This window comes from Vibrio satsumensis, assembly GCF_050337435.1.
Classification (GTDB): domain Bacteria; phylum Pseudomonadota; class Gammaproteobacteria; order Enterobacterales; family Vibrionaceae; genus Vibrio; species Vibrio satsumensis.
Genome location: NZ_JAKJSX010000003.1, coordinates 252,601 through 276,238, shown reverse-complemented (window position 1 = coordinate 276,238; position 23,638 = coordinate 252,601). Strand labels below are relative to the sequence as shown.

At 41.4% G+C, this 23,638-nt stretch carries 27 protein-coding genes and 2 pseudogenes; 6 read left to right on the top strand and 23 right to left on the bottom strand.

Annotated elements, in window-relative coordinates; translation table 11 throughout:
* Positions 1 to 76: 76 nt before the first annotated feature.
* The gene (locus tag L4C44_RS01445) at positions 77 to 736 is read left to right on the top strand and encodes a response regulator transcription factor (protein WP_017060377.1); all 660 of its coding nucleotides are present in this window, start codon (positions 77 to 79) and stop codon (positions 734 to 736) included.
* A 121-nt stretch (positions 737 to 857) separates the two neighbouring features.
* Positions 858 to 2,204, top strand: a complete 1,347-nt coding sequence (locus L4C44_RS01440; protein ID WP_123325945.1) for an ATP-binding protein — start codon at positions 858 to 860, stop codon at positions 2,202 to 2,204.
* 78 nt (positions 2,205 to 2,282) lie between these two features.
* Here L4C44_RS01440 and L4C44_RS01435 read toward each other — a convergent pair whose 3' ends face one another.
* The gene (locus L4C44_RS01435) at positions 2,283 to 3,590 is read right to left on the bottom strand and encodes an LssY C-terminal domain-containing protein (RefSeq protein ID WP_428804201.1); all 1,308 of its coding nucleotides are present in this window, start codon (positions 3,588 to 3,590) and stop codon (positions 2,283 to 2,285) included.
* Between the two features lie 14 nt (positions 3,591 to 3,604).
* Positions 3,605 to 4,333 carry a glycosyltransferase family 2 protein gene (locus L4C44_RS01430; RefSeq protein WP_146491927.1) on the bottom strand — a complete coding sequence of 243 codons (729 nt, stop codon included), beginning with the start codon at positions 4,331 to 4,333 and terminating at the stop codon, positions 3,605 to 3,607.
* A 369-nt stretch (positions 4,334 to 4,702) separates the two neighbouring features.
* On the opposite strand from L4C44_RS01430, the gene rplY reads away from it, so the two are divergent.
* On the top strand, positions 4,703 to 4,981 hold the full coding sequence (gene rplY / locus L4C44_RS01425) for a 50S ribosomal protein L25 (protein WP_010441516.1): 279 nt from the start codon (positions 4,703 to 4,705) through the stop codon (positions 4,979 to 4,981).
* Positions 4,982 to 6,163: 1,182 nt separating this feature from the next.
* Here the strand turns inward: rplY and L4C44_RS01420 are convergent.
* From L4C44_RS01420 to L4C44_RS01410, 3 genes and pseudogenes are all read right to left on the bottom strand, one after another.
* Positions 6,164 to 6,411 (bottom strand): annotated as a pseudogene (locus tag L4C44_RS01420) (hypothetical protein); the annotation flags it as partial.
* Between the two features lie 60 nt (positions 6,412 to 6,471).
* Positions 6,472 to 7,074 carry a hypothetical protein gene (locus L4C44_RS01415; protein ID WP_102270209.1) on the bottom strand — a complete coding sequence of 201 codons (603 nt, stop codon included), beginning with the start codon at positions 7,072 to 7,074 and terminating at the stop codon, positions 6,472 to 6,474.
* Positions 7,075 to 7,206: 132 nt separating this feature from the next.
* Positions 7,207 to 7,647, bottom strand: coding sequence for a hypothetical protein (locus L4C44_RS01410; protein ID WP_210441111.1), 441 nt, complete (start codon positions 7,645 to 7,647; stop codon positions 7,207 to 7,209).
* A gap of 205 nt (positions 7,648 to 7,852) precedes the next feature.
* Here L4C44_RS01410 and L4C44_RS01405 point away from each other — a divergent pair, with 205 nt between their 5' ends.
* Entirely contained in the window at positions 7,853 to 8,215 is a 363-nt protein-coding gene (locus L4C44_RS01405) for a hypothetical protein (protein WP_210441113.1), read from the top strand.
* Between the two features lie 347 nt (positions 8,216 to 8,562).
* Here L4C44_RS01405 and L4C44_RS01400 read toward each other — a convergent pair whose 3' ends face one another.
* The 11 genes from L4C44_RS01400 to L4C44_RS01350 all read right to left on the bottom strand — a co-directional run bounded on the left by L4C44_RS01400 (position 8,563) and on the right by L4C44_RS01350 (position 16,312).
* On the bottom strand, positions 8,563 to 8,817 hold the full coding sequence (locus L4C44_RS01400) for a hypothetical protein (protein ID WP_210441115.1): 255 nt from the start codon (positions 8,815 to 8,817) through the stop codon (positions 8,563 to 8,565).
* A 104-nt stretch (positions 8,818 to 8,921) separates the two neighbouring features.
* Positions 8,922 to 9,320 (bottom strand): hypothetical protein, encoded by a 399-nt coding sequence (locus tag L4C44_RS01395; protein ID WP_210441117.1) that lies wholly within the window; start codon positions 9,318 to 9,320, stop codon positions 8,922 to 8,924.
* A 127-nt stretch (positions 9,321 to 9,447) separates the two neighbouring features.
* On the bottom strand, positions 9,448 to 10,017 hold the full coding sequence (locus L4C44_RS01390) for a DUF2971 domain-containing protein (protein WP_210441119.1): 570 nt from the start codon (positions 10,015 to 10,017) through the stop codon (positions 9,448 to 9,450).
* 142 nt (positions 10,018 to 10,159) lie between these two features.
* Positions 10,160 to 10,606, bottom strand: a complete 447-nt coding sequence (locus tag L4C44_RS01385; protein ID WP_210441121.1) for a hypothetical protein — start codon at positions 10,604 to 10,606, stop codon at positions 10,160 to 10,162.
* Between the two features lie 114 nt (positions 10,607 to 10,720).
* Entirely contained in the window at positions 10,721 to 11,365 is a 645-nt protein-coding gene (locus L4C44_RS01380) for a hypothetical protein (RefSeq protein WP_210441123.1), read from the bottom strand.
* A 143-nt stretch (positions 11,366 to 11,508) separates the two neighbouring features.
* On the bottom strand, positions 11,509 to 11,808 hold the full coding sequence (locus tag L4C44_RS01375; RefSeq protein WP_210441125.1) for a WYL domain-containing protein: 300 nt from the start codon (positions 11,806 to 11,808) through the stop codon (positions 11,509 to 11,511).
* A gap of 227 nt (positions 11,809 to 12,035) precedes the next feature.
* On the bottom strand, positions 12,036 to 12,611 hold the full coding sequence (locus tag L4C44_RS01370) for a hypothetical protein (protein WP_210441127.1): 576 nt from the start codon (positions 12,609 to 12,611) through the stop codon (positions 12,036 to 12,038).
* Positions 12,612 to 12,759: 148 nt separating this feature from the next.
* Entirely contained in the window at positions 12,760 to 13,524 is a 765-nt protein-coding gene (locus L4C44_RS01365; RefSeq protein ID WP_210441129.1) for a S1 family peptidase, read from the bottom strand.
* 151 nt (positions 13,525 to 13,675) lie between these two features.
* Positions 13,676 to 14,856, bottom strand: a protein-coding gene (locus L4C44_RS01360) for an IS3-like element ISVisp1 family transposase (RefSeq protein ID WP_428804200.1) whose coding sequence is annotated in 2 segments (ribosomal slippage) — positions 13,676 to 14,571 and positions 14,571 to 14,856 — 1,182 coding nt in all. Because the reading frame shifts where the segments join, the coding sequence is not laid out codon by codon here.
* A gap of 71 nt (positions 14,857 to 14,927) precedes the next feature.
* Complete coding sequence (locus tag L4C44_RS01355; RefSeq protein WP_210441146.1) at positions 14,928 to 15,524, bottom strand: class I SAM-dependent methyltransferase; 597 nt, start codon at positions 15,522 to 15,524, stop codon at positions 14,928 to 14,930.
* Positions 15,525 to 15,562: 38 nt separating this feature from the next.
* Entirely contained in the window at positions 15,563 to 16,312 is a 750-nt protein-coding gene (locus L4C44_RS01350) for a competence protein CoiA family protein (RefSeq protein ID WP_246859794.1), read from the bottom strand.
* A 257-nt stretch (positions 16,313 to 16,569) separates the two neighbouring features.
* On the opposite strand from L4C44_RS01350, the gene L4C44_RS01345 reads away from it, so the two are divergent.
* On the top strand, positions 16,570 to 16,845 hold the full coding sequence (locus L4C44_RS01345; RefSeq protein WP_210441150.1) for a hypothetical protein: 276 nt from the start codon (positions 16,570 to 16,572) through the stop codon (positions 16,843 to 16,845).
* Positions 16,846 to 17,206: 361 nt separating this feature from the next.
* On the opposite strand, the pseudogene L4C44_RS01340 reads toward L4C44_RS01345, so the two are convergent.
* Positions 17,207 to 17,680: pseudogene (locus tag L4C44_RS01340) on the bottom strand (transposase); the annotation flags it as partial.
* Between the two features lie 423 nt (positions 17,681 to 18,103).
* On the opposite strand from L4C44_RS01340, the gene L4C44_RS01335 reads away from it, so the two are divergent.
* Positions 18,104 to 19,063, top strand: a complete 960-nt coding sequence (locus L4C44_RS01335) for a nuclease-related domain-containing protein (protein WP_132787311.1) — start codon at positions 18,104 to 18,106, stop codon at positions 19,061 to 19,063.
* 96 nt (positions 19,064 to 19,159) lie between these two features.
* On the opposite strand, the gene L4C44_RS01330 is transcribed toward L4C44_RS01335, so the two are convergent.
* The 6 genes from L4C44_RS01330 to L4C44_RS01305 all read right to left on the bottom strand — a co-directional run bounded on the left by L4C44_RS01330 (position 19,160) and on the right by L4C44_RS01305 (position 23,606).
* Positions 19,160 to 20,422, bottom strand: a complete 1,263-nt coding sequence (locus tag L4C44_RS01330) for a site-specific integrase (protein ID WP_132787313.1) — start codon at positions 20,420 to 20,422, stop codon at positions 19,160 to 19,162.
* Entirely contained in the window at positions 20,423 to 20,632 is a 210-nt protein-coding gene (locus tag L4C44_RS01325; protein ID WP_010434910.1) for a MerR family transcriptional regulator, read from the bottom strand.
* A 387-nt stretch (positions 20,633 to 21,019) separates the two neighbouring features.
* A complete protein-coding gene (locus L4C44_RS01320) occupies positions 21,020 to 21,412 on the bottom strand; it encodes an NUDIX hydrolase (RefSeq protein ID WP_146491910.1) in 393 nt (130 codons plus the stop codon).
* A gap of 30 nt (positions 21,413 to 21,442) precedes the next feature.
* Positions 21,443 to 21,952: an RDD family protein gene (locus tag L4C44_RS01315; RefSeq protein ID WP_285952962.1), complete on the bottom strand. Its 510-nt coding sequence runs from the start codon at positions 21,950 to 21,952 to the stop codon at positions 21,443 to 21,445.
* 150 nt (positions 21,953 to 22,102) lie between these two features.
* Positions 22,103 to 22,858 carry a nucleotidyltransferase domain-containing protein gene (locus L4C44_RS01310; protein ID WP_428804199.1) on the bottom strand — a complete coding sequence of 252 codons (756 nt, stop codon included), beginning with the start codon at positions 22,856 to 22,858 and terminating at the stop codon, positions 22,103 to 22,105.
* The gene (locus L4C44_RS01305; RefSeq protein WP_146491907.1) at positions 22,842 to 23,606 is read right to left on the bottom strand and encodes a carbon-nitrogen hydrolase family protein; all 765 of its coding nucleotides are present in this window, start codon (positions 23,604 to 23,606) and stop codon (positions 22,842 to 22,844) included. The genes L4C44_RS01310 and L4C44_RS01305 overlap by 17 nt, the downstream gene beginning before the upstream one ends.
* Positions 23,607 to 23,638: the final 32 nt, after the last annotated feature.

The window sequence follows — 23,638 nt, the reverse complement described above, 5'->3', positions numbered from 1 at the left end:
ACTTTAAAGACACCATTAATCACGACGAGCAATTAAGCACAACGAACAGTCATTACAAGAATTAAGAAGAACAATTATGAAAATTTTAGTCGTTGAAGACGAGCCTCGTTTGGGCCAACAAATTATTGAAACACTTGAGGGAGCCGACTGGGTTCCAGAGCTTTCTCAAGATGGTATCGATGCACTCTACCGTGCGACATCAGAAGAGTGGGACGCGATTGTTCTCGATTTAGGTTTACCTAAGCTTGATGGCCTTACCGTATTAAAAGGCATTCGAGACGAAAACATTAACACACCAGTGATTATCTTAAGCGCTCGTGACACCCTAACTCAGCGTGTTGAGGGCTTGAATGCAGGTGCAGATGATTACCTAACTAAGCCATTCGAAATGGTTGAACTTATCGCCCGCATTCGTGCTCAACTACGCCGAGCGTCAGGCAGTGCGGCACCGATACTTCAAATTGGTGATTTAAGCCTAGATACACGCAGTTCTAAAGTGTTATGGCAAGGCCAAGCCGTCAGCTTGACAGCATTGGAGTACAAAGTTGTTGCTTACTTCATGCATAACCAAAACAAGGTTATCTCGCGCACTGAGTTGGTTGAGCACATCTACAAACAAGACTTCGACCGCGATTCAAACACCGTGGAAGTGTTTATCGGGCGTATTCGTAAGAAAATCGCACCTAAGATCATCAAAACCGTTCGTGGCCTTGGCTACCAACTGAATGCTGAATAATGCTGTATTTAATTAAGCTAAGAGCAGTCGTCAATTTAAGCACAACCATCAATTAAGTGGACAGCCTGTGCTGACCATCGTTGTTCTCATAGCAAGATGAGCAAAGACAGGCTGATAACGTATGAATCTAAAAAAACGAACACTTAAAAACGTCAGTCTAAAAAGCCGCTTGCTCCTCGCCGCGGCTTTTTGGCTAGGTGCGATGATATTAGCGGCAGGCGTTGGAATACCTAAGTTGGTTAACGATTACTTGGTCGATGACGTCAAGCAACAGCTCAGCCTAACCATGGACGAGTTAACCGCCAACATAGAAACCAACGACAATGGTAACCTCATCATGGCAGAGCGTCTGTCTGACCCTAGGTTTAACCAACCCTACAGTGGTATTTATTGGCGAGCTGCTACCCAAGACCAGATTATTCGAGCTCGATCTCTATGGGACAAAGACCTCACCATCAAGCGTTCTCCTATCCACACATCGGTCAAAGGGCCACAAGATGAGAAGCTGATTTACATTGAGCAAGACATCTACTTACCTGAACTAAATGAGCCCGTTACCATCACCATAGGTATTGATGAAGACCCACTAGAATCCACATTGACCGAGCTTACTAGTCAAGTATGGTTGATTCTGATGTTGTTGTTTGTGGGTGTGCTACTGCTCATCGGCATTCAAGTCAGTTGGTCGTTATTACCACTCAGCAAGATGCAACGTGAACTGGTAATGTTAAGAAACGGCGAGCAACAAGGGTTAAGCGATAACTACCCGAAAGAGGTTTCTCCGCTAGTTTCTGACCTCAATGCCCTACTCTTCCACTATCAAGAGTTATTGGAGCGAGCTCGCAACCACGCTGGAAACCTATCTCACGCGTTGAAAACACCGCTTTCCGTTCTGAAAAATGAGATAGAGCGACTGCCCGAAGATGACAAAGCACTGCTGCAACAGCCCATTCATCAGATTCAAAGCCAAATAGATTATCACCTTGGCCGAGCGCGTATGGCCGGTGCAATGAACATTCTTTCTGTGAAGTCTTCACCTTGCGAGCGTGTCGAAGCGATCTCAATGGCGTTTGATAAAGTGTATGCCGCCAATGAAGTCACCATGATTAACGAGCTAGACTCTGAGATTGAAGTGGCGGTAGAAAAAACCGATCTTGATGAAATGGTCGGTAACCTACTCGAGAACAGTTACAAGTGGGCGAGCAGCATTATTCGAGTCCATGCAAATGAACTCGACGATGGCAACATAGAATTGGTGATTGAAGATGATGGCCAAGGCATTCCTGAAGAGAAACTTGAGCAAGTGACCAAACGTGGCGTTCGACTCGATGAAACCACACCAGGAACAGGCTTGGGGCTTAACATCGTAAATGAAATGGCGCACAGTTACCGAGGCAGCTTAACGCTCGGCAAGAGCTCAATGGGCGGATTAAAAGCCTCTCTGGTACTTAAAATAAGTAAAGGCTGAACAAGCTAAGTAAAAGTTAAACACAATAAGCCCTAACGTAATGCTAGGGCTTAGTTCTATCGACCTGATATACAAACTCTATATATCGTTCACAGCGACATCCCAAGCTTGGGAATCATCACTCAGGGTCGTTGCTCCAATCATTAAAATTCTACCATCAGTATAATAATCATGATCTTCATCGATCACTTCCACAGTTGCCAATGGATTCTTATCTAACTCAATATCAGGCAGTAACGTTCGAATCTGATTAGCGAGCCTATCTCGCTCTTCATCAACATTAGGGTCAATGTTATGAAGTATGGTCACAATACCTGAATAAGGAGTGACTTTAAGGCCATCATCATAGCTGATTGCGCCTAACCATTGAGGCTGATTAGTTTGAATATCAACACCAGCACGCCACCAGCGAATATGGCTGCGCTTCATCAGGTTACCCGGCAATTGAAACGCCATATCTTGCGGCTTGTCTCGCCAATATAAATCGGACACTGGCGGCGTTTTGTCTCTGAGCAATGCGAGATAACCAGCCCATTCAATCTCATTTCTAGAAAAGGTTTGATTCTCTATCCAGCCTAATTGCTGCATTAAATCTCTTGGGGTTGAGCCCACATAAATCACGTTGATCGCTTGTGCTGAATAGAATGACGATTTCCCTGGGAATGCTTTATAGGAAACCGAGTTCCAATCTACTTTACTAATTTGAGCCGTACCTTGTTGATTCTGAAAATCATCGGCCTTCCAGAAAAAGTGTGCGTAATTTGCAAACAATACCCACGCCAACAACAGCGCACTCGACTTAAGAACCAAGCGTCGCCACTTCATTCGGTAACCGATAATGGTGAAGACCAATACCGCGAACACACCCACGATCAAGCTATTATGCTCAGAGATAAATATCTTAAGGCTATTAAGCCACGGAAAGCTTTCAACGCCATGCGCCAGCAACATGCCCCAAGCAATGAACTGTCCACCACCAAGAACCAAACCAGTAAAGGCCAACACACTGAAATTGCGCCACGGTACACGATGCGAGCCAGCAATAAATGGTACAACCCAAGCAATAGGTCCTAACAAACGAGCAAAAAGAATGATATATGTGCCTTTGCGAGCAATCAGGTAGCGGCAGCGCGCAATTAATCTTTTGGTTTTAGGGCGAAACTTAATGAGCCTTCGTTGCGCCTTAGCACCGTATTTATAACCTATAAAATAACTGAGTTGATCACCAAGCAAGCCACCTAGCATCACTAAAACTAACGCCATCCATGCACCTGAATACAATTGAAAGCCCGCTGCGATAAAAAAAGGCTCTCCCGGTACAAATAGGTTTGGGCCTATGAGAGCATCACCCAATGCTCCCAAAAACAGCCCTAGTCCATCAAACATAACAACCTCAATGCTTACTGTTCTTTATAGTGACCAAACTTGTAATTCATCTCATTGTTACGCATTTCTCCTTTAAAGAAGCGTCTGACATTGGCTTTAAGGTAAGTTGAGCCTGTCTTCACAACGCCATCTTGATCTAATCGACGTGGGTCAAACCCAAAGGTCAGATTTAGAAACCTAAAGCGCCATGTCTTGCTTGCACGTTTAACGTAGTCACAATCTTCACACAGTACGATCTCTTCATCGAAACCACCGATTTCTTCATGTGCTCGTTTCGTCGAGAAAATACACGCGCCAATCGCCGTAGGAAAAAAGAACTGGGTAGTAAACAGGCCTGCGTTAAATAGCCCATAACCAAACTTGTGCACAAGCGGCAAACCTTTCGAACTCATATACACACCTGCGACCTCAAGCTTGTTCTCTTCTAGTTCATAAAGCGCTTTTGCAAGGAAGTTTCGAGGCAAGCTCACATCGGCATCTAAAAAAAGGATTCTGTTGTACTGAGCCAAAGAAGCGCCCGTATTTCTGCCAAGGCTCACACCACGATTTTCCATATGATGAACAGTTAATTTTGGCAACGCGCTTTCATAAGCTTGTGCCACTCCTCTTGTGTTGTCTTCACTGTTCGAGTCGACAACAATCACTTCAAACTCTTGGTGGGTTTGCACGCTCAACTCTTCCATTAAGCGGCTAATACGTTTCTCTTCGTTTAGTGTAATAACGACAATGCTGACCGGTTCCATATTTTCACCTATTCATTCTGCTGTTTAATTAACACTAAGATTAACTAACCAAGCCTTAACCAAGCCTTAGCTAAGCATTCATTTTCCGTTCATTAACTTGATGATTTAGCAGCGATATAAATAGATAAGAATGGCGATGTAATAGGGGCTAAAATGGGCTCAACAAGCATTAGCGAACGTTTTATCTCCAAACGAACCCATTATTGAAGGAAATTCACTTTGAGGTGGGCTTCTGACTTGCTCATATTGGAATGTGATGTTAGTATCCGCGCTCGCTTAAGCATGAACTCGTTTATGCCTAGGCATTACCACATACTCAAGGTCGCATTGAGGTGTGAAGTTAATTTTTACTAATTTGAGAGTAAAACTATGAAATTTGAAGCAGTAGTACGTACTGAACTAGGTAAAGGTGCGAGCCGCCGCCTACGTCACGCTGGTAAATTCCCAGCTGTAATCTACGGTGGCGAAGCAGCAGCTGTAGCTATCGAACTTGTTCACGCTGACGTGATCAACCAAATGGATAAGCCTGAATTCTACGAAGCAATCACTCTACTGATTGACGGCGCAGAAGTTAAGGTTAAGCCGCAAGACGTTCAACGTCACGCGTTCAAGCCAAAAGTTGAGCACATGGACTTCATCCGTATCTAATTCCCTACCAAGGAATAAGATTGGATTAATCCAAGCCTTCTGCATAGAAAAGACAATCGATCTTACCAGTCGAGAAATCTAGAAATTCGAAACCCCGATGCTACCAACATCGGGGTTTCACCGTTTCTGAGCCCTCAAAAACGTCGTAAATCTCGCGCAATACACTGAAAAGAATCAACTTTCCCCTTCCCCACTTTGTCCCAATCTTACTTGGGTGGATTAAGGGTGGACGAAAGGTGGACTTATACAGTAGTTTTTCTAACAGTAAGACTAGACCGCTTTTTCGCTAGGTTCAACACACTACTCAAACAAAAAGACAAAACCGACTAGCATCTAGAATGTTACTTGTATGGTCTTGTACGCACTTCTAAACAAATATAATCATCCAAGAATAAGAACCGATCCTTTGGCATAATTCGCGAACGCTGATAGCCGCCAATATACATTCATGTATATTGGATTGGGCATTACCACCACGTAACACAGGCTAATCAAATAACGCTGAAAGACGCTCAAGAAAACACACTTCTGGCCTTTCGTTCATTCTTAACACCATCTTCCAGCCTAATCTTTCAACTCTCATTTAACGACATAACACGCCTGAACTAGCCATTAGCCAATAAACCTACTCATCCAGTATTAAGAACTTAAAAGGCCTATAGGCATTCACAGATCCACACACCCACTTTTCAAAACATAATACTCGGCTTCGCTGGCCAAAAATCATGGATTCGGATTCCGAATAACAGCTCGAACGTCTATGCAAACCTAAAATATTAAAGCATTTGGTCCAAGAATTTGTGATGGTGGGGCTCTGGTCGCATCACAAGCATAAACTCCCGCAACCCCCACCCTCATGCACTCTAGGTGACACTTTCAGTTCACCTAGAGTGCACGGATTTAAAGGGCTAACGAGAGATTTTATTGACCAAGTAATGTTGACACTTTTTTGGAAGAAATCTCAATCCAGATTCTAGTGCTAATTCTTAAAAATCAACGGCGTTTTGAAGGAGAAAAAAACGAGTAACTCTACGATTTTCAATACAACTCGTATAATAAAACTCGTATAAGTGAGGTTGCCGAGGCAGAATTGTAGCGGATATCCGAATTCGCGAATAAAAAGGAGTAATATTGAGATGATTGCAGCTACGAAAAAGAAGCGGCCTAATTAGCCAACTTTCCTTAGGCTCTTCTTTCTAGAATACTCGTAATGTCTTTTTTGAGTTCCTCTGAAAGGCGTTCGAATTGTTCTGGTGCAACCAAGCCTTCCTCACACATTTGCATTAGCTGGATAAATGTACGGCTTCGAGAATGACCATCAAAAATAAGCTTCATTTGCTTTTGAGATTCTTTGGAATGCTGACACATAAAGTTATACCTCCCCCTACAGGTTCTGCTTCATCAGTAATCGTTTTAATTGCTTGATCTAAATGACTTAAACCAACGCCCACCGAAATGACACGCACTGCGAATCACTCTTAAATGCTTTGTTAGCTTAGTTCTTTCCACATCTCGTTAACTATTCGTTCTGCAGCACAAATATTCCAATACTCACGGACGTAAATGTATGCCAGAGACCCTAGGGGGAAAGAGAATACAACTACGCCCCATAAGCCATTAAAACCAAACGATCTAATGATATCACCAATAAAAAACACTGGTGTAGTTGCCAAAAACGCTGTCACAAAGTAGCCCAGGCTATTATAGATTTTAATTTTTTTCAGTCTGCTTGACTTATAATGATTTTTAAATACAAGCACTCTTTTATTTTTATCATCAATGGACAACGTCAAATATAATTGAGCTTGCTCAAATAATTCGAATTTCGACAACGGATTTTGCGTGTTTAATATAAATCGAATTTCAGAAGCGTTAAGAGCTTTAGCACTTATAGCCAAGTAACCTTTTTCCAATAAAAAGTCTGACATATTTTTCCATTTATCATTTGCAATTAGCTTCTCGGCAAAGTCATAGTCAGCGCGTAACTTTGCCTTTTTATTAAACGTAAATTCATTAAACTTGCTAAACACAACAAAAATACTAGTTGCCAATGCGATTATCTTGGCAATATTGTCAATTGTAATAAAATCCATATTTTCCTCGAATAAGCTAACGCCCAATTAAGGAGGGAACAACGCCACCACCCAACCTAAAGCATTGTGCTATAAACACTAATTTTGAAGTAGAAGCAAAAATGCCAAGTGTTGTGAATCCCCCTTAAACAGTTATACATTTGTCCAAACCTTAGGGTCTGACTTGAAGTCTTCTTTCTCTAGTTTCTCCAAAAAACTAAATGTACCAGGGGCCGATTCCTTAACTTCAGACCAAACTTCAGAAAACAAAGCCCTATTAATATTTTCTTCAATTCCACTCGCCCAGCTCTTCCAAAGGCGTTCGCTTATACGCTTAGTGTGCCTATGAGCAATTTGTTCGTTACATAAGTCGAGATAGTTAAATACAATTTCACGCGCCTTCAACTTTTCGGGCTCAGGCAAGTCTTTACCGAGAAGTACATCAACTGGGATTGCATAAATCAAATCTCTATATTGTTGGTTAAAAGAGTCTTCAAACGTAGCTTGAGCAAGCTTTCGACTCTCCCATATCTGCCAAGTTGCTACAGCTACGCCAATTGCTGTTGCTATCGAAGCAATATTCTCTAAATCCATAACTTCCTCGAAAATGTATAACGCCAAATTAAGGTGTGAACAACGCCAACACCTTACCTAACGCATTGTGCCATAAACACTAAACTTGCTTGAAGTGAAAGCGCCGAGCGTTGTGAATCACTCTTAAATTTATTGTTAGAACAACACACTTGAAATACCTACCTACTGCCCCAATTAATCAATTCCTTTTAGTTGAGATAACAATATGACAAACAACGAAAAACTTACGCTACTCGCTTCTTTGGGAGCGGCACTGCTATCACTTTACACATGGTGGGAAGATGGCAAAGGCGATGACACCCAACACGCCTACGGTATTTATAGTGATTACTTAAAATCAAGAAACCAATGTTTGAATGAACAAAAATGTGCTGGGCTGGACGATCTTGCAATTCTCACTGCTGAGAGAATTTTCACTTTAGCAAATGATGATGCTGCTTGGCTTAATACGATTACATACATCCATGCTAATGACCCAAGTTTCTTTAAAGAAATACACTGCAATACTCTAAATTCAGATTTTCAAGGCTTCCTAGCAGAACAGAGCTTAACTTACACCTGCAAATAGAAAGCCCCCAAGTAAGGCTACAAACCTTACTTGGTGTTCTAACGCCCTGTTAAGGTGTGAGCAACGCAATACCGATGCTTCCGCATGCCACCTTAAACACTAAACACAACGCATAGTAAAAATGCCACGCGTTGCGAATCACTCTTAAATGCTTTGTTAAGTTTCAGACTATCCTAGTGCACGAACTAATATAAATACTACAGTCACGATTACTCCGACCCACGCGATTTTGCTGGCTAGGTAAACAACGACGCCCAAAATCGTAAGCAGAGCCCATGAAGCTACTGGCCAGATTACGAAATATCCCAATATACATAGCACTATCAATGTCGCTAGGTAGTGCATAACTACGACACTTCAATTTGGTACAGCAGTTCTACCAAATCAGTCGGCTGAACATCATCCCACCGCAAATAACTAGCCAAAGAACTATTTCCAGAATCTCTACCAAGTACTTTTTTACAGATACCTTGATGATCTAGCGACGCTGACACCCAAACTTTCCCCGACTGTTGGCAAAAATATGTAGACCCTTTCAAACTACCTTTTTGAATTCGTTTCTTCCATGTATCCACTTTTTGAGTGGTTATTTTAATTGCCATAATACCCTCTAGAAACTTAACGCTAAACTAACCCGCACGGAACCTTGGCATAGACTTTTGCGAAGCAAAAATGCCAAGCGTGAAGTGTCGGGGTTAGTGCCTTGTTATATTGAGCCACCGTAATATTCATCGCATGAAGGGCACTTATGATGCCCAAACGTAGCAAATGAACCTGTGACTTTAGCTAAGCGTATTTGCTGGTTTTTTACTTCATAGCAAGCCGAACAAAAAGGTCCATCCTCATCTTGAGTGTAATACGCAAATTCTTTGAAGATAAGTTGATTTAAGTTATTGCCTTGTGAGTTTTTAAGCTCGTTAACTTCAGACTTTAACTGATAGTTTTGCTCCATGACATCTGCTAATGCGAGCTTAGTATCTGCTAATTCCAAGTTGAGATCAGCAAGTAAGTTTTTAAACTCTGCATCCTCAATATTCTTACTGATTTCACGTAAACGCTTTGCCAAACCGATAGCTTGACCGATAGAACCTAAAACATCACTCATAGATTACCTCCCAATTTGAACAACAATATAACGCCGCATTAAGGTGTGAGCGACGTTTGGCTATACTTGAGCGAAGCGAAAACGCCAAGCGTTGCGAATCACTCTTAAATGCTTTGTTATACGATTTCTACGAGAAGGCGTTTTTCAACTCAATACTAGGATCGATTTTCTCGACTAGTTCGCGAATAAACCCTTTGTCTTGATTGCTCATTGAACGACCAAAGATTACCTCTTTAACTCGTACGCTAATAAAGTGTTTTCCCTTAACAAAGACTCGCTCTTCCTGCTCATACTCCCAAACATTAAGTTTATGAGATAGGATATCTAGTGCTGCATTTTGATTTAGATTATTTCGGTTAAGTACATGCAAACCATCATAGATAATCGGCTTAACTTCATACTCTGTGTCATCAACTTCTACGCCGATCGCAACACCTCGGTGTCCCTCAGCATAGTGTGACCACATAAGTTCATTTTCTGGATCTCGTGATAGTGAACATATCCGAATTTTTTCTTTCTCACCTTTTATTAAAGCTCTTACATCTTCATCGAGTGTGTTAGAGCCTTGAGAGTATAGGTATCTACCCTCCATAGGGTCGTTCAAATCAAAATACGGAGCAGCGTATAACCGCTGTTTCATAATAATATCAACGAAAAATCTAAAGCCTTGAACGCCTCTATATTTGTATAAAATCAACACTACCTCCAATCGTATAACGCCGCGTTAAGTAGTGAGCAACGCTACCAGAGAACTAAAACATACCACCGTAAACACAATACTCAACGATGGAATAAAAAACGCCAAGCGTTGGGAATCTGCCTTAAACGCCTTGTTAGGCTTAACTTTCACCATTTATCTGTCTTGCAAAATCCGCGTGAAAGCTGATTAGCTCAATACCATCAATTGCTTTTATTGATGCATTGCTGCCTTCAACAGTACAAAAAGGCGGATAAGCGAATAGCAGCTGACCAACCTTTAGCTCCAAATCGCTTGGAATATTCAATCTTTCAATTGGATCCTCGTGTACCCAAGCCAAAAATTGCTCCCAGGTACAACCAAATTCATCAATCTCACCAGTTTCAGCATTCAACTTAACCACCAAGTTATCTCGAATAAGGAATTGGTCGCCAAAGCAATCCTGAGCAATAGGAAAATCGCTTGCTTTAACTTCTCGATACAAGTTGTGGAAAGCAAATTCACCTTCTAAGAAGGTATTAACATTTAACAAGCGTTCTTGTGCATCGTGAGAGCGAACCTGTAGACCGCCTGAATACAATATTTTCATAGTTTCCTCTGTAAGCCTAACGCCGCATTAAGGTGTGAGCGACGCTTGGCTATACTTGAGCGAAGCGAAACTGCCAAGCGTTGCGAATCACTCTTAAATGCTTTGTTATGTGAATTATGAGCTAATAGGTATTTCGATTATCTTTCTGATTATTTTCACATCATATTCAATTTGGTCGAATACACTATCCATTAGAGGAAATGTCTCATGCACAAGTTCCCACCGACTTTCTTGCTGAGCGTCATAAATGTTCATTTCATTCTCTTCGTTGGTGTACGCCAACCCATGAACAGCAATGCCTTCAATACCAGCCTTTTTAAAGTACTTAACCGCAACGCTATACCAAGAGTCGTATAAAGATGCCAGATCATCGCTAATATATAGCTTTTCTCTTTCAATAATTACTTTGCATTGAATGAAGTAATTGTAGAAAATATCTGGTGACTCTAGCTCATCATCTGCCAGCGGATTTTCATTTTTAAACTTTGAATAATCTTGTTTTAACTTAAGCAGTTCCGTATATACCGAGACCTTACGATCGAAGTTCATTTCATACGTAGACTTAGATATCTGGTGGCTATGGTCTCTCTTCTGCATTTCAACTGAAAACTCATGTTCCAATGCTTTCAAGCTACTCTGGCTCTCATTTTTATACTTTTGTAAATTTCTTGCCGACCAAAACTGCCATAGCAACGTACATAAAGCCAAAATTGCAGCACCGCCACCAAGATAATCACTAAATTCTTTTAAAAATCCCACTTTTTCCTCGATCGTGAAAATTCACATAACGCCCTGTTAAGGTGTGAGCAACGCAATACCGATGCCACCGCAGACTACCTTAAACACAAAACGCAACGCATAGCAAAAATGCCAAGCGTTGCGAATCACTCTTAAACAGATTGTTAGGCTGGTACTATTTCGAGTTCACGATCCCAAGGACTATGTGTTCCTGATGGGAAGGGTCTACGTCCAGCAAAAGTCTGACTAGTCACCCGTAGATTACTAATCCTGAACAAGTCAAACCTACGCCACTCAGGTAACCCTCCGGAGCTACTTTGACCACCAATTTGATAAGCCAAGACTTGAATATTGCCATTACAGACGCCAAGCACATGAGGCTCTACCACGCGTAACTTATTGCTATAGGTAAACTCAATTACTAACTTATTTTGAATTGCTCTTCGAATTTCTGATTCGTTCATTTTGATACCTCAAAGAACGGCAATATGCCACTAGACACATTACAAGAATTCGATGCTCAAATAATTGAAGCTGTTGGCAAATCCATAATTTTTATATGGGTAAAGCCTAACGCCTTGCTAAGGTGCGGCTAATACCACGAAACCTAAGTAAAGCCACCGTAATCACTAAAGCCAACCAAACCAAAAGTGCCAAAGGTTAGCCGTCACTCTTAAGCAATTTGTTAGGCTTATATTATCGCAAGTTCCTTGGCTCTCAATATCACTGAAATCCCCATGCTTTTATCAACAGGAGTACCAGTAGATAATGCGAGTACTGAACTGGTAAAACTGGCAAGTTCTGTATCTGAAGCTTTTGTAGCCAAATACTCACTCATCTCATCAATAATGTATTTTATTTGTACTAAATGAGCCTCATACTCACAACGTTGAGATATATAATCTACATAGTTTGTGCCATCAAACCTAATGTAATTTTCTTCGTTTTCTACAGTATTCTTCTGTAAAAAATGAGCCGTCTCATGATATATAATATCTTCACGCCCAAGTGTTCGGTAACGTTCAGGCATTTCTATTTTATATTCGTTATACGCAACCGATTCAAAGCCCTCAAGTGAATACCTACGTTCAGCATTAACACCTGGGTAGCCATCACAAACCCAAACAACATCGAAATGCCTGGGGCCGTTATAACTATTATCATTGACATAAAAATCATCGAGATTTTGATCTACTAAAAATGTGTCCCTTGTTTCAAAACCAAAGAACTCCATCAATTCAAGGGTTTTATTAACGTAATGATTCAATATGACTCCTTTAAGCCTAACGCCGCATTAAGGTGTGAGCAACGCATCCACAAAACTTAACCATACCACCGTAAACACAAAACCCAACGATGGAATGAAAAATACCAAGCGTTGGGAATCACTCTTAAATGCTTTGTTATACATATTGTCAGGTTAATTTATCCAATGTCTTTCCGCAGTTTGCAGGAACCCAGTCTTTCAGTGCATCCATACGCACAGCATAAGACATACTCCCTGCAATCTCGATAAACTCTATTTTCTTATCTAGGTTATTATCCAATGTTTCAAATGCGATTGTCTCTGTTTTATCAGCAATATATATTGCTGCAACTTCCCATATTCCATTTTTTGATTGGAACACTGGACTTCCTGAGCAACCAGCTCCAACAGGCTGACTTAACTCATAAAGTTGCTTACCTTTAATTCCAGGTAATGCAAACGACGTTCTACGTCTAATATGACCTTTTGAGTAAATTAAATCAGGTCTACCCAAGACAGCTCCTGATGCATCTCGGGCATCTACGTTTTCATATAAATTTGCGTTTGGATATCCAAAGAGCTGATATTCAAATGATGCAAATTGCATATCAAAACTAACTCTTACATCAGTTTGAAATGGAGTCCATCCACGCATTTTTAAAAGACTAACGTCTTCAGTAGGATGAGTATCTGCTCTATCAGCATTGAACATCTGCCACTTATTAGTAGTTTTATCCACAAATAAGCCAACTATAGCTTGGTTAGGTTCGACCTTAAGGTCAACGACATGAGATGCTGTCAACGCATAGCCATCTGAACCCACAAGAAAACCTGTTCCCAGAAAGCTAACCATTTTCGACTCACCAGGCTTGACTTGTTCTGCCAAGATCAGTGGAAATACAATATATCTAACTTTAATATCGCCTGAAATCAAACTTTTCTCCTTATGTATAACGCCCTGTTAAGGGGTGAGCAACGCAATACCGAAGCCACCGCATACCACCTTAATCACTAAACCAACGCATAGTAAAAATGCCACGCGTTGCGAATGATCTTCACCCGATAAAATGGACACCCTATTATCTTTAACCCGTCGTTACTTCATATTCATGCGGGGTTCGATATCCAAGACTTGAGTGCAGTCTATAACGGTTATAAAAATGCTGGATATAACCGGCAAGTTTATCTCTAAGCTGCTTCTCACTTTTAAAACTATTTTTCCTAATTATGTCGCCTTTGAGCGTATGGAAGAACGACTCCACCTCCGCATTATCAGTGCAATGACCTGGACGATTCATACTTGGGACAATTCCATTTTTTGATAATAAAGCTTGAACTTCATGGGCGCGATATTCAGAGCCTCTGTCGGTATGAAACAATAAGCGCTCTTGTGGCTTTCGATTTCTAATGGCCATTCTCAACGAACTCATCGTTAGCTGTGTACTCTTCTTACTACCAAGCGACCAACCGACGATTTTACGTGAGTAAAGGTCGATAACGACGGCTAGATACATCCAACGTTTACCTTGCTTTATATACGTTAGATCTCCAGACCATTGTTGATTAACTGCCGTTGGTTTTGGTGTGTCTTTTTTAATATTCTTAATCGATTGATAGAACCGATGTAGCTTGGCCATTTTCATGTAAATGCGATAACTTCGTGCTCTCAGCCCTTGCTCTCTCATGATCCGAGCCACACGCTTACGGCTAACCAAAACTCCTTGGCGCCTCAGTTCTGCATGAACTCGTGGGCTGCCGTAAGTCTCTCGACTCTGGGTAAACACTTTAATTATACGCTTCTTCAAAGCCTGCTCTTCTTGAACGTAGCGGCTTGGCTCTCTATCAAGCCATGCGTAGTAACCCGACTTAGAAACAGATAGAAAACGGCACATCAATACAATGGAATAACGCGTTTTGTAATAGGCTATGAATCGGAATTTTGTCGATTTTCTTGGGCAACGAATCGTTGCCACTTTTTTAGCAAATCATTCTCGAGCTTAAGTTGTTCATTCTGACGTTCGAGCTCTGCAATCCGACTAGACTCAGTTTTCTGGCTCGGGATCTGAGTCCTTTTCTTACGTTTATCTTCCATAAGAACCCCTTCTCTATAGTCCTTTCGCCATTTAGAAAGCATATAAGGGTGGATATCTAATGATAGCGCCACGCCTTTAACTGTAGCTCCTTCTCGAAGCGAAAGTCGGACAGCAGTTACCTTAAATTCCGTAAGATATTGTTGAGTTTTTTTACCTGATTTATAAGCTGGCATAAACACCTCCAATTGCTATTGAAGGTGTCCACTAGATCGGGTCAACTACAGAATCTGTCTTAAACGCTTTGTTATGTACGTTTCACCGCGACCACAGAATATGTATGCCAATGCTTCATTCTACCCAATGAAGTTTTTGCTTTTTCATCACGCTCAAAGAACCTGATTATGTCAAAACCTGAGAACAAAGCCTTTACTTCTGATTCCGACAAAGGTGTTGTTGGGCTGCGATAGTTGTTAGCCCAACTGTCTTTGAAACCCATGAAGTCACCAGCAAATACCCCACCGATTTCAATTGAAGATTTAATGTTGCTCCAAGTCGATTCAAATTGGTTTGGGTCAGCGAAGAACAAACTAGAATTTGCGATAACTACACCCGATTTTGGATAGTCGAACGACTCAAACGAAGAGTCTGCAATATCAACTAATGACTTTGCCCCAAATCGGTCTCTACAAATAGCGACCGAATCAGGATTAATATCGAAGCCATGAACTTGAAAACCCTGTTGATCTAAGTATTCGATATCACTGCCTGTTCCACAACCACAGTCAGTGGCTACTTTGAGGTTCGATTCATTAAGTCGGACTGCAAATTCAGTACGTTTTGAATGTGGGTGAGATAGTGCCTTTTCGTAGTACTGACGCCAAATTTCAGTATTTTCATCCATAAGTTTCTGATTTTCCTTAAAAGTACATAAACAGATTGTTATGCAACTGCTCCATAGCGTCTTAAGAACTCTTCTTTGCGATGCGCTTGAATACAGAAAGAACTGAATTCGTTGAAGCGTTTTAGCTGCCATAGAATGCCCTTGCCAAAGTCAAGATACACTGGCTTCTTTGCATTTAGCCACACTTGTTTTGGTCGTTTCCACTCATAGAAAAAATGACCAACATGAGTATCTTTAATTAAGCTCTCTATTTTATCAGATGAATGTATTTCGATGAGTTCGTCTGGTTGGCATTCAGAAATATGGAAGTAGATAAAATGTGTTTTATGATTAATATTTCGAACGCCAATGTCCACCATAGATACATGGTTCGGGTCTGGTAATGCAGCCCTTAACTTCATATTTTTAGCTAGGTTCCTACCATTTACAACCCAAATCATATCTCCGTAGAATTGCTCACGAGACTGTAATTCCTTATGCGACATCGGTGAGTTTTGGAACTCTAATACCATACCATTAGGTAATTTAACGTCTGCTATGTGTTTTTCACCGACCTCATCAAAGTCGACAATCTCTTGATAGTCATTTGCCCAATGGTTTTTCCAGTCTCTGTGCCACTGACTTTCATTATCCCACCAAGGGTCACATGAATCTTTGCGTGCATGAGCCCAATGCCAACGTACTTTAGTGCCACACTTAGACAGCGTTGGCTTACCACAAAACTGGCATAAACCTTTTACCTTCGGGGACGGTTCCTGCCTAACTCCGTCAACTAACGAAAACTTCATTCTAGCCTCTTGTTGCATAACGCCCAATTAAGGGGTGAACAACGCTTCCACCCAAACCTAAAGCATTGTGCCATAAACACTAAAACTGAAGTAGAAGCAAAAGTGCCAAGCGTTGAGAATCCCTCTTAAATTGCTTGTATGTTTTTATTTGCATAAAAACATTGATGCATATCAACTAACTGGTGGATATAAATTAGATGTCAATACGTATGGACTATACCTACTAGTGATCATTTCCATATGAAGGAGGTAGTACAATGCCAGCTAGAATGGATGTAGTCGTTGAAGGAGTAGACGGAATATTTGGTTTGTTTAAATGGTTTGAGGGAATTGATAATGCCCATGAACAAATGGACAGATTCCAGCATGAAAGAGAACATATTGCTAGAACCCTTCCCAAAGGCTCTAGCAAGGACTATCAAGTGATAACCAAGGGAAATAAGTTTCACAGCCTTATACCTACAGATGAGGCCCACCTTTTACCTGGAGACGTTCAGTTTGGGCCAATAGAACGCATTTATGGTATGAAGTAAAAGTCCTAATTGAAGATGTTCAGGGCCTATTTCGACATATCGTTTAGGCCCACCTTACTAAAGTGTCTACTAAACGTGGGGTATTCAGAAACATAACGCTTAAGTATTTATCCTTTGTCGTAGCACAATGGATAAATACCTGTTGGACTTGGCCGCTTCTATCTATGGAATTTGCTTTTTAGGACTGACTTACGTTCCACTATTATCATTAAGACCGGTACCCCGTCAGCCATCCATTTTCCACTTCTAGCCACCAATTTATCTACATCGAATATACCCGTTGCATAATCTTTTTTAAAAGCGAACAACGCCCCTCTCTCGCCATAACACAACGATAATTTTATTCATTATAATCAGACAATTAGGTCAGTCGGTGCTCTGAAACGACTATCCTAGGTCTAATATTGATGCACACGAGTACCATGCTGTTGCTATGGCAGTTCGGACAACACGGTTTCTCTTTCAACACTTCCTACTTTTCTGCGGGTCACTTTCGTAAGCTTTGCCTAATTTCCGCTATCGCTTTTACCCGTACCGCATTAGCTAAAAAGCCATAATAGCGTATTCGCATTAGCCCTTTAGGTAATACATGTAAAAGTAAGCGTCGAAGTAACTCGCCCGCATTACAACACATTCTTTGAGTCCCATTGGTTCGATAGTCTTTGTAACTCATCGTGATACGGCCATCCACGTTATAACTTAATTGGTTTGGATTTAACCCGATACGATTGCAATACCGAGATAGATAACCCACTACCGCTGTGGGCTCCTGAAGTACAGGTTTACTGTACACAACCCATCTCTTACTAGCGACTTCCTCTAATAAGTTCTTGATAGATGAAATTCGGATTCCGAATTCTGAAATGACTTCATAATCACGAAACAGGGCACTATCACCTGCTCTTAGGGCTGAGGCCTCTAGTCATTCCAAAAGCTCAATAACAATTTATGTGTGTGTTTTTCTCTGCAGCAATGGCTGCGTATCACCTCTTATTGTTGCGCCACCATTACCTATTTACAACTTTCATGGCGCTCACAACGCCTTACCACACTCAATAACTTGATACCTAACAAACACATTATTAAACAGCGGGTTGCAGGTTTCCTACTCTCGACTTTGAGCTTTCGAAAAGAGATATTTCACAATTTTCATCAATAACAGTGTTCGAAAAAGAACATATGTCTCAAAAACATACACACCATCAATATGAACAATACTGCATGGTAAACTGCTTTTATAAAAAAGCAGGAATAAAGAATGATTACTAAGGATAGAGATTCAAAAATCGACAACAGTCTTCAACAGAAAGCTGGCGCAAAAGTAGAGCAAGATGTCGCGTTTTACTTACGCAGAGAGTTTGGAGATGCAAATGACGTTTTCATTATTAATGACCTACGCATACAATTTAAAAATGAAACAGCTCAGATCGATCACTTAGTCCTTTATAACAAAGGATTTATCATTATTGAGTCGAAATCGATTCGTGGTGAGGTTAAGGTCAACAATCAACTCGAATGGAGTCGAACCGTAAGAGGGAATTGGACAGGAATGCCCTCGCCTATCGAGCAAGCTAAGTTGCAAGCCAAACTATTGAAAGCACTTTTAAATGACAACGCTAAGTCGTTACTAGACCGAATTGCATTTGTACAAGCGTACTTTGGTGGTCGCTGTTGGGATCAGCTCTGTGCCGCGTCTAATGACGCTCTCATCGATCGAACTTCTATCCCTAAAGATATATCGAAGAAGCTCATTAAAGCCGAATCTATTGGTAGCTGCGTTAAGAGTCTCATCAAAAAGCACCGCGTAGGTTCAATACTAAATCCGAATCCTACGTTTAATCGTGATGAACTGTACCGCCTAGTTCACTTTCTAAACGAACAACATGTGCCTACGTCTTCTCCGGCTCCCAAAGTACATATCGCAGAATTGAGCGAAACGGAAAAGGTAGACTTGGTTCCAGCTCAAGAAACAATTGAAGAAGCCAAAGTTCCACAAATAAGGCATGGTTTTAATTGTAAGAAGTGTCAAAGCCCGCAGACCGAGCCGAGGTATGGAAAGTATGGGTATTACGTCTACTGCCCACAATGTAAGGTGAATACTGCAATGCGTATTAGTTGCCATTCTTGCCAATCTAATTCAGCTAAAGTCAGTAAGAAAAAGAACACGTACTCAATTGCATGCTCTTGTGGTGAAGGAACTCAAGTCGTATTTCCTTAATCTAATAATTCGGAATCCGAATTACAACGCAATTTAAAGCGATGCGGATTCAAATTCGGAATCCGAATTCCTCCAAAACTAAACAACTGACAAACATCACTTCTGGCCACCTTTAGGCATAACCTCAACAGGTGGTACTTGGTGCCAAATAATGTCACTTGTGCCTGTATAGATTTTTGTCGTTTTAGCGTTCGCATGTGCCATTCGCTCGGTAGCACTCTGCCCTTGCTGTTCAATCATTCGAGCAGCTAGTCCTCGAATTTCATGATAGGTCGGCCTTAGCGATTTCTTTAGGTGACTATAAAGCCCTAGTGAGTCTCGAACCTTACTGAACTCTTTACTTATATTGTGATGATGTACTTGGTACAGATGATCGGTCTCTTTTGAAATGCCACGTTGCTGCTGTTTGGGTTTACGATGAACGATATAAGGACAAATCAATCTCGATGTTTTAGAAAGATCGACAATGTCTTTAATCGTCTGAGTGACAGGAATGGCGACGGTGGAAGCATCGGACTTTTTCACCTTTTCTCGATGAACATAAAGCATTCCATACACTGCATGCCCATCCACATACTCCACCTCTTTGTCAGGGTTCCAAAGAATCCCACACACGCCTTCACGTGGTTTGTATATCCGATAACGAAGCCTATAGATCTCTCTCACAGCATGAGTCGTCTCAAGTGTTAAGCTCATTGCGACCTTAAGAAACAGTGGCGCTGCATCGTAGACCTTTTGGTAGTTTTCGATATCTAGGTCGTGGCGAGCTTTTGTGTAATCTTCTCTGGTCAATCGACGCTGTTTTTTATTGAGTACAAAATTACTCTCAATAGCGCTCTCATCAGCAAGATAGGAAAATACCTTTTTAAGGTTACTGATCTTATTGTTGAGCTGACGATTACTTAACTCTGAATAGTATTTCGAAAGGAACTCATTGATGTGCTGTAACTTGATCGATTTGGTTGGCAACCGCCCCATGAACTCATCAAGGCGGTAACAGTCCCTTTCCAAATTTCGATAAACGTCTTTGGAAAGCCGTTCTTCTTTCTTCACACGAGACAACACTAACGGAAGCCACTCTTTTAAAGGCCGATTAAATTTGTCCTTACGGCCTTTGGAGACAGCTTTGCGAAATGGGGTCATCTCAGAAAGGGAAAACGCGCTTCCTAACTCAGGACGATATTGCAAGTTGTAAACATGCGCAGCTTGTATCGCTTCTTGCTCTACAGTCCCGATAGGAAATAGCTTCTTCACACCATCTACGGTCGTAAACCGAAACCGAGATTGACCCCTATGGCTCATTTTCACCAAGAATGGAGGGTAATGAGCCGTTTCTTTGCTTCTAGCTCTACCAACCATTTATGACTCCAAGAATCTTAGAAGTTCACTCACCCTGTCTGCAGGGTTCCCTATCTCGTCGTCAACACAGACTAAATATCGGCCCGTTGGCGTTCTAGTGCCCTCGAGCTTGCCATGTTTAATCCAGTTTATGATGGTGGTATTGCATATCCCTGAATCAGGGTAAAACTCATCAATAAATTGTCTAGGTCTGATTTTACGCGTCGCCATGTCGTTCTCCTTACCTTTCTCACTACATGAAAATTAAGATTTTTCATCTACTGGTAGAAAAACTATGCACGATTTTTTCAGTGACATTCTATTTGCGCAGCAATTAACAAAAAGAATTCCCGAAGCGTAAAATGATTCAACGAATCGATTTCAAGCCCACTTTAGGGTGGACTAATACAGTAGTACCAAGTTGCTAATCTATTGATTTTATTTGACTATTTCATTGGCCTTTTTAACCGTTTTTTAGGCTAATTAGAGCTTAACCACCAGCTCTAAACACATGAAATTCATATAAATCAATATCATACAGCTAAGATTACTACCAACATCGGGGTTTCACCGTTTTTGGGCCCTCAAAAACGTCTTAAACATGTTATCGAATCTAAACTAAAGATAACTACCCACTCGCTCCACTTCTCTCAAAGCAATACCATCGGCCGCTATACCAACAGGAGCAGTATTTAGCGAATACCACGCGATGCTGTCAGCTTCTTGTGCGATTATCTCCCCTTCCCATTGGGTTACCACAAAGTAATGAATCAACTGGGTCTCTGTTGTTGGGTGGTAAAGTGAACATAAGAACGTGTATTCAGTAGGAGTAACGTTGAGCTCTTCTTTAAGCTCACGAAACAACGCCTGTACCTGACTTTCACCGCGCTCAATATGACCGCCAGGTATGGTAATCAATCCCGGATCCGTCTCTTTAGACTCGCTGCGTTTTTCTAACAATACTTGTGATTCGTTCAGCAAGATAAAAGAAACACACTCATGTACATCCATCGATTTTTCCTTAAGCCAAAGTTTAGATAATTAGACTTTCTTTACGACAACAGAGCCCGCAATGAAATCATGAATCGCTCTGCGTTTATGATTAAATAGCATGGAGATGAACTCTAAAAGAACCCATCCGATCATTGCGTACCCAACAAAAATAAAGGCCCGGCCTTGCTCTAAACTTTCCCAAGTCTGGCCGTAAAAAGACAGTTGCGCGTAAGCATAGAGACTAAAGGGTATAAGCATGATTGGGACAATATCTCTCATACAAGACTGTTTGAGGGTTAGGTTTCGACTTTCAGATACATCGACTACTTTCACTCGGGTGACCATCTTACCGATTGTTTGCCCAAATTTAGCATGCATGCCAACGTAGTAAGTGACACCAATTAGTGAATTCACCGCTCCCCAAGCAAAAATACCACCTGAACTTATCACGCCAGAAAGTACATAATCATCTATCCACTCCAAAGGTAAAAATACGATTGAATCTATCCAGATAGCGAAGAAGCGTCTCCAGAAATTAGAATACTTATTGGCATACATTTTTGTTCCTTGGTCTCTATTGGCAATAAAGCACAGACCTTACAACACATCAGTTTTTAATACATTCAACTGGCTATGATTTATAAAACAAATGCGAAGCGGCATGCATATGCCAATGATTTACCCCACCGATTTGCAGGCTCACTAAGCTCACGACAAATTCTTGCTTAGCCTTTCATACAACTCCAAGGCTTCAACTTTAGAGGTTAATTGCCCGAGAGCGTATTGATGTGCTAATTCAATATCGTCACTTTGCTCTGGATAATAACGCTTAGCTACTGCAGTACACTGGCTCAAGTTGGTGTGCCAACTTCCGTCTTTCTCAGCGGCAAAGTAGTACGCCGCCCGCACTAACTTTTTGCCAATCAGCTTAGCGACATCCGCATCTGTCATTGTTTTAAGGGCTGGACTCATTTGATCCAGAAAAGTAGACAAGTCACCATTAAGCGCTAGGGCTATTTCACGACTAGGTTTGTGGCGTGGAAAATCAATAGATAGATCATTACCCCAAATACAACAGCAACAGTGCTTGAGCCAAAACTGCCAATGGAATTTTTCTTGTGGTTGCAGCACTTCCGAAAGAAAGCCAGGGTCAATATCAAGCTTACTTACTTGGGGATATGCTTTGGGAATACAGTCAGAAAGGCGTTGAAATACTCGCTTCTCTTTTTTGCCAATAGGTGTATTGAGTACGATAGAAACATCCAAATCCGAGCGACCAACAACCGCCGAGCCTCTCGGAACACTTCCATATAGGTAGATACCATCAATTTGATTCGGCAGGTCACTTAACAACGAATCAATAACAGCAGTCACAACCTCTTGGAATTCGGGAGCGATATTCTTAGGAGAGTATAGATTTTCGATGAACCCGTCTTTGTCGAGACCTCTAGTTTGATTCAGCATGCCACTTTCCAGCTAGATTAAGATCCGTTTCACAGCCCGAGATCGTACATAGAACAATGCCACTCTCTTTTGAGTTTGCACTGATCACGAGCTCTCCTTGCGAACTCCAAACCGAGCTCTTGCCACACGTTTCCCAATCTCCCGTCATAGAGATATGGTTACTCAGTAATACTGGTATACCGTGTTCCGACGCAATTCCAGATAAGATTTTAGAATCCGGATCAAAGCCATTCTCAGAGATTAAAGCGCTCGCTAAATAGATATCAGCATCTAGATGTTTAGCTCGTTGGGAGTGATCCGCCTCTATGAAGTCAGCACATATTGCTAGCGCGATTTTATGCCCATTCACATCAAATACATAATCAACATCGCCAGCGGAGCAGTATTCACCCTCACCATCATGCAGGTGCTGTTTAGAGTAGAACTCAACTCTGCCATCGGGAAAGCAAACAACGGCGCCTATGGTGGGATGGGATAAGCCAGGAACTCGCAAGGGACACCCAGCCACAACAATCATCTCACTTTGAACTGAAGCACGGGAGAGTTCTTCAAAATTTGATGGCTCAAGAGACAATGCAAGTTCTTCAGCCAAATCAAGCTCATAGCCAATCAGTGATAGCTCGGGGAAAACAACCACATCCGCATTGTACTTTGACGATTGCTCTACCATTTTTAGATGTTGCTTAAGGTTTTCTCTCCAGTTGCCTCTTACGATAGGAATTTGGGCCAAACTGATAGTGACACTCATTTCAAACTTCTCCAAAGAACAAAAATCGCTAC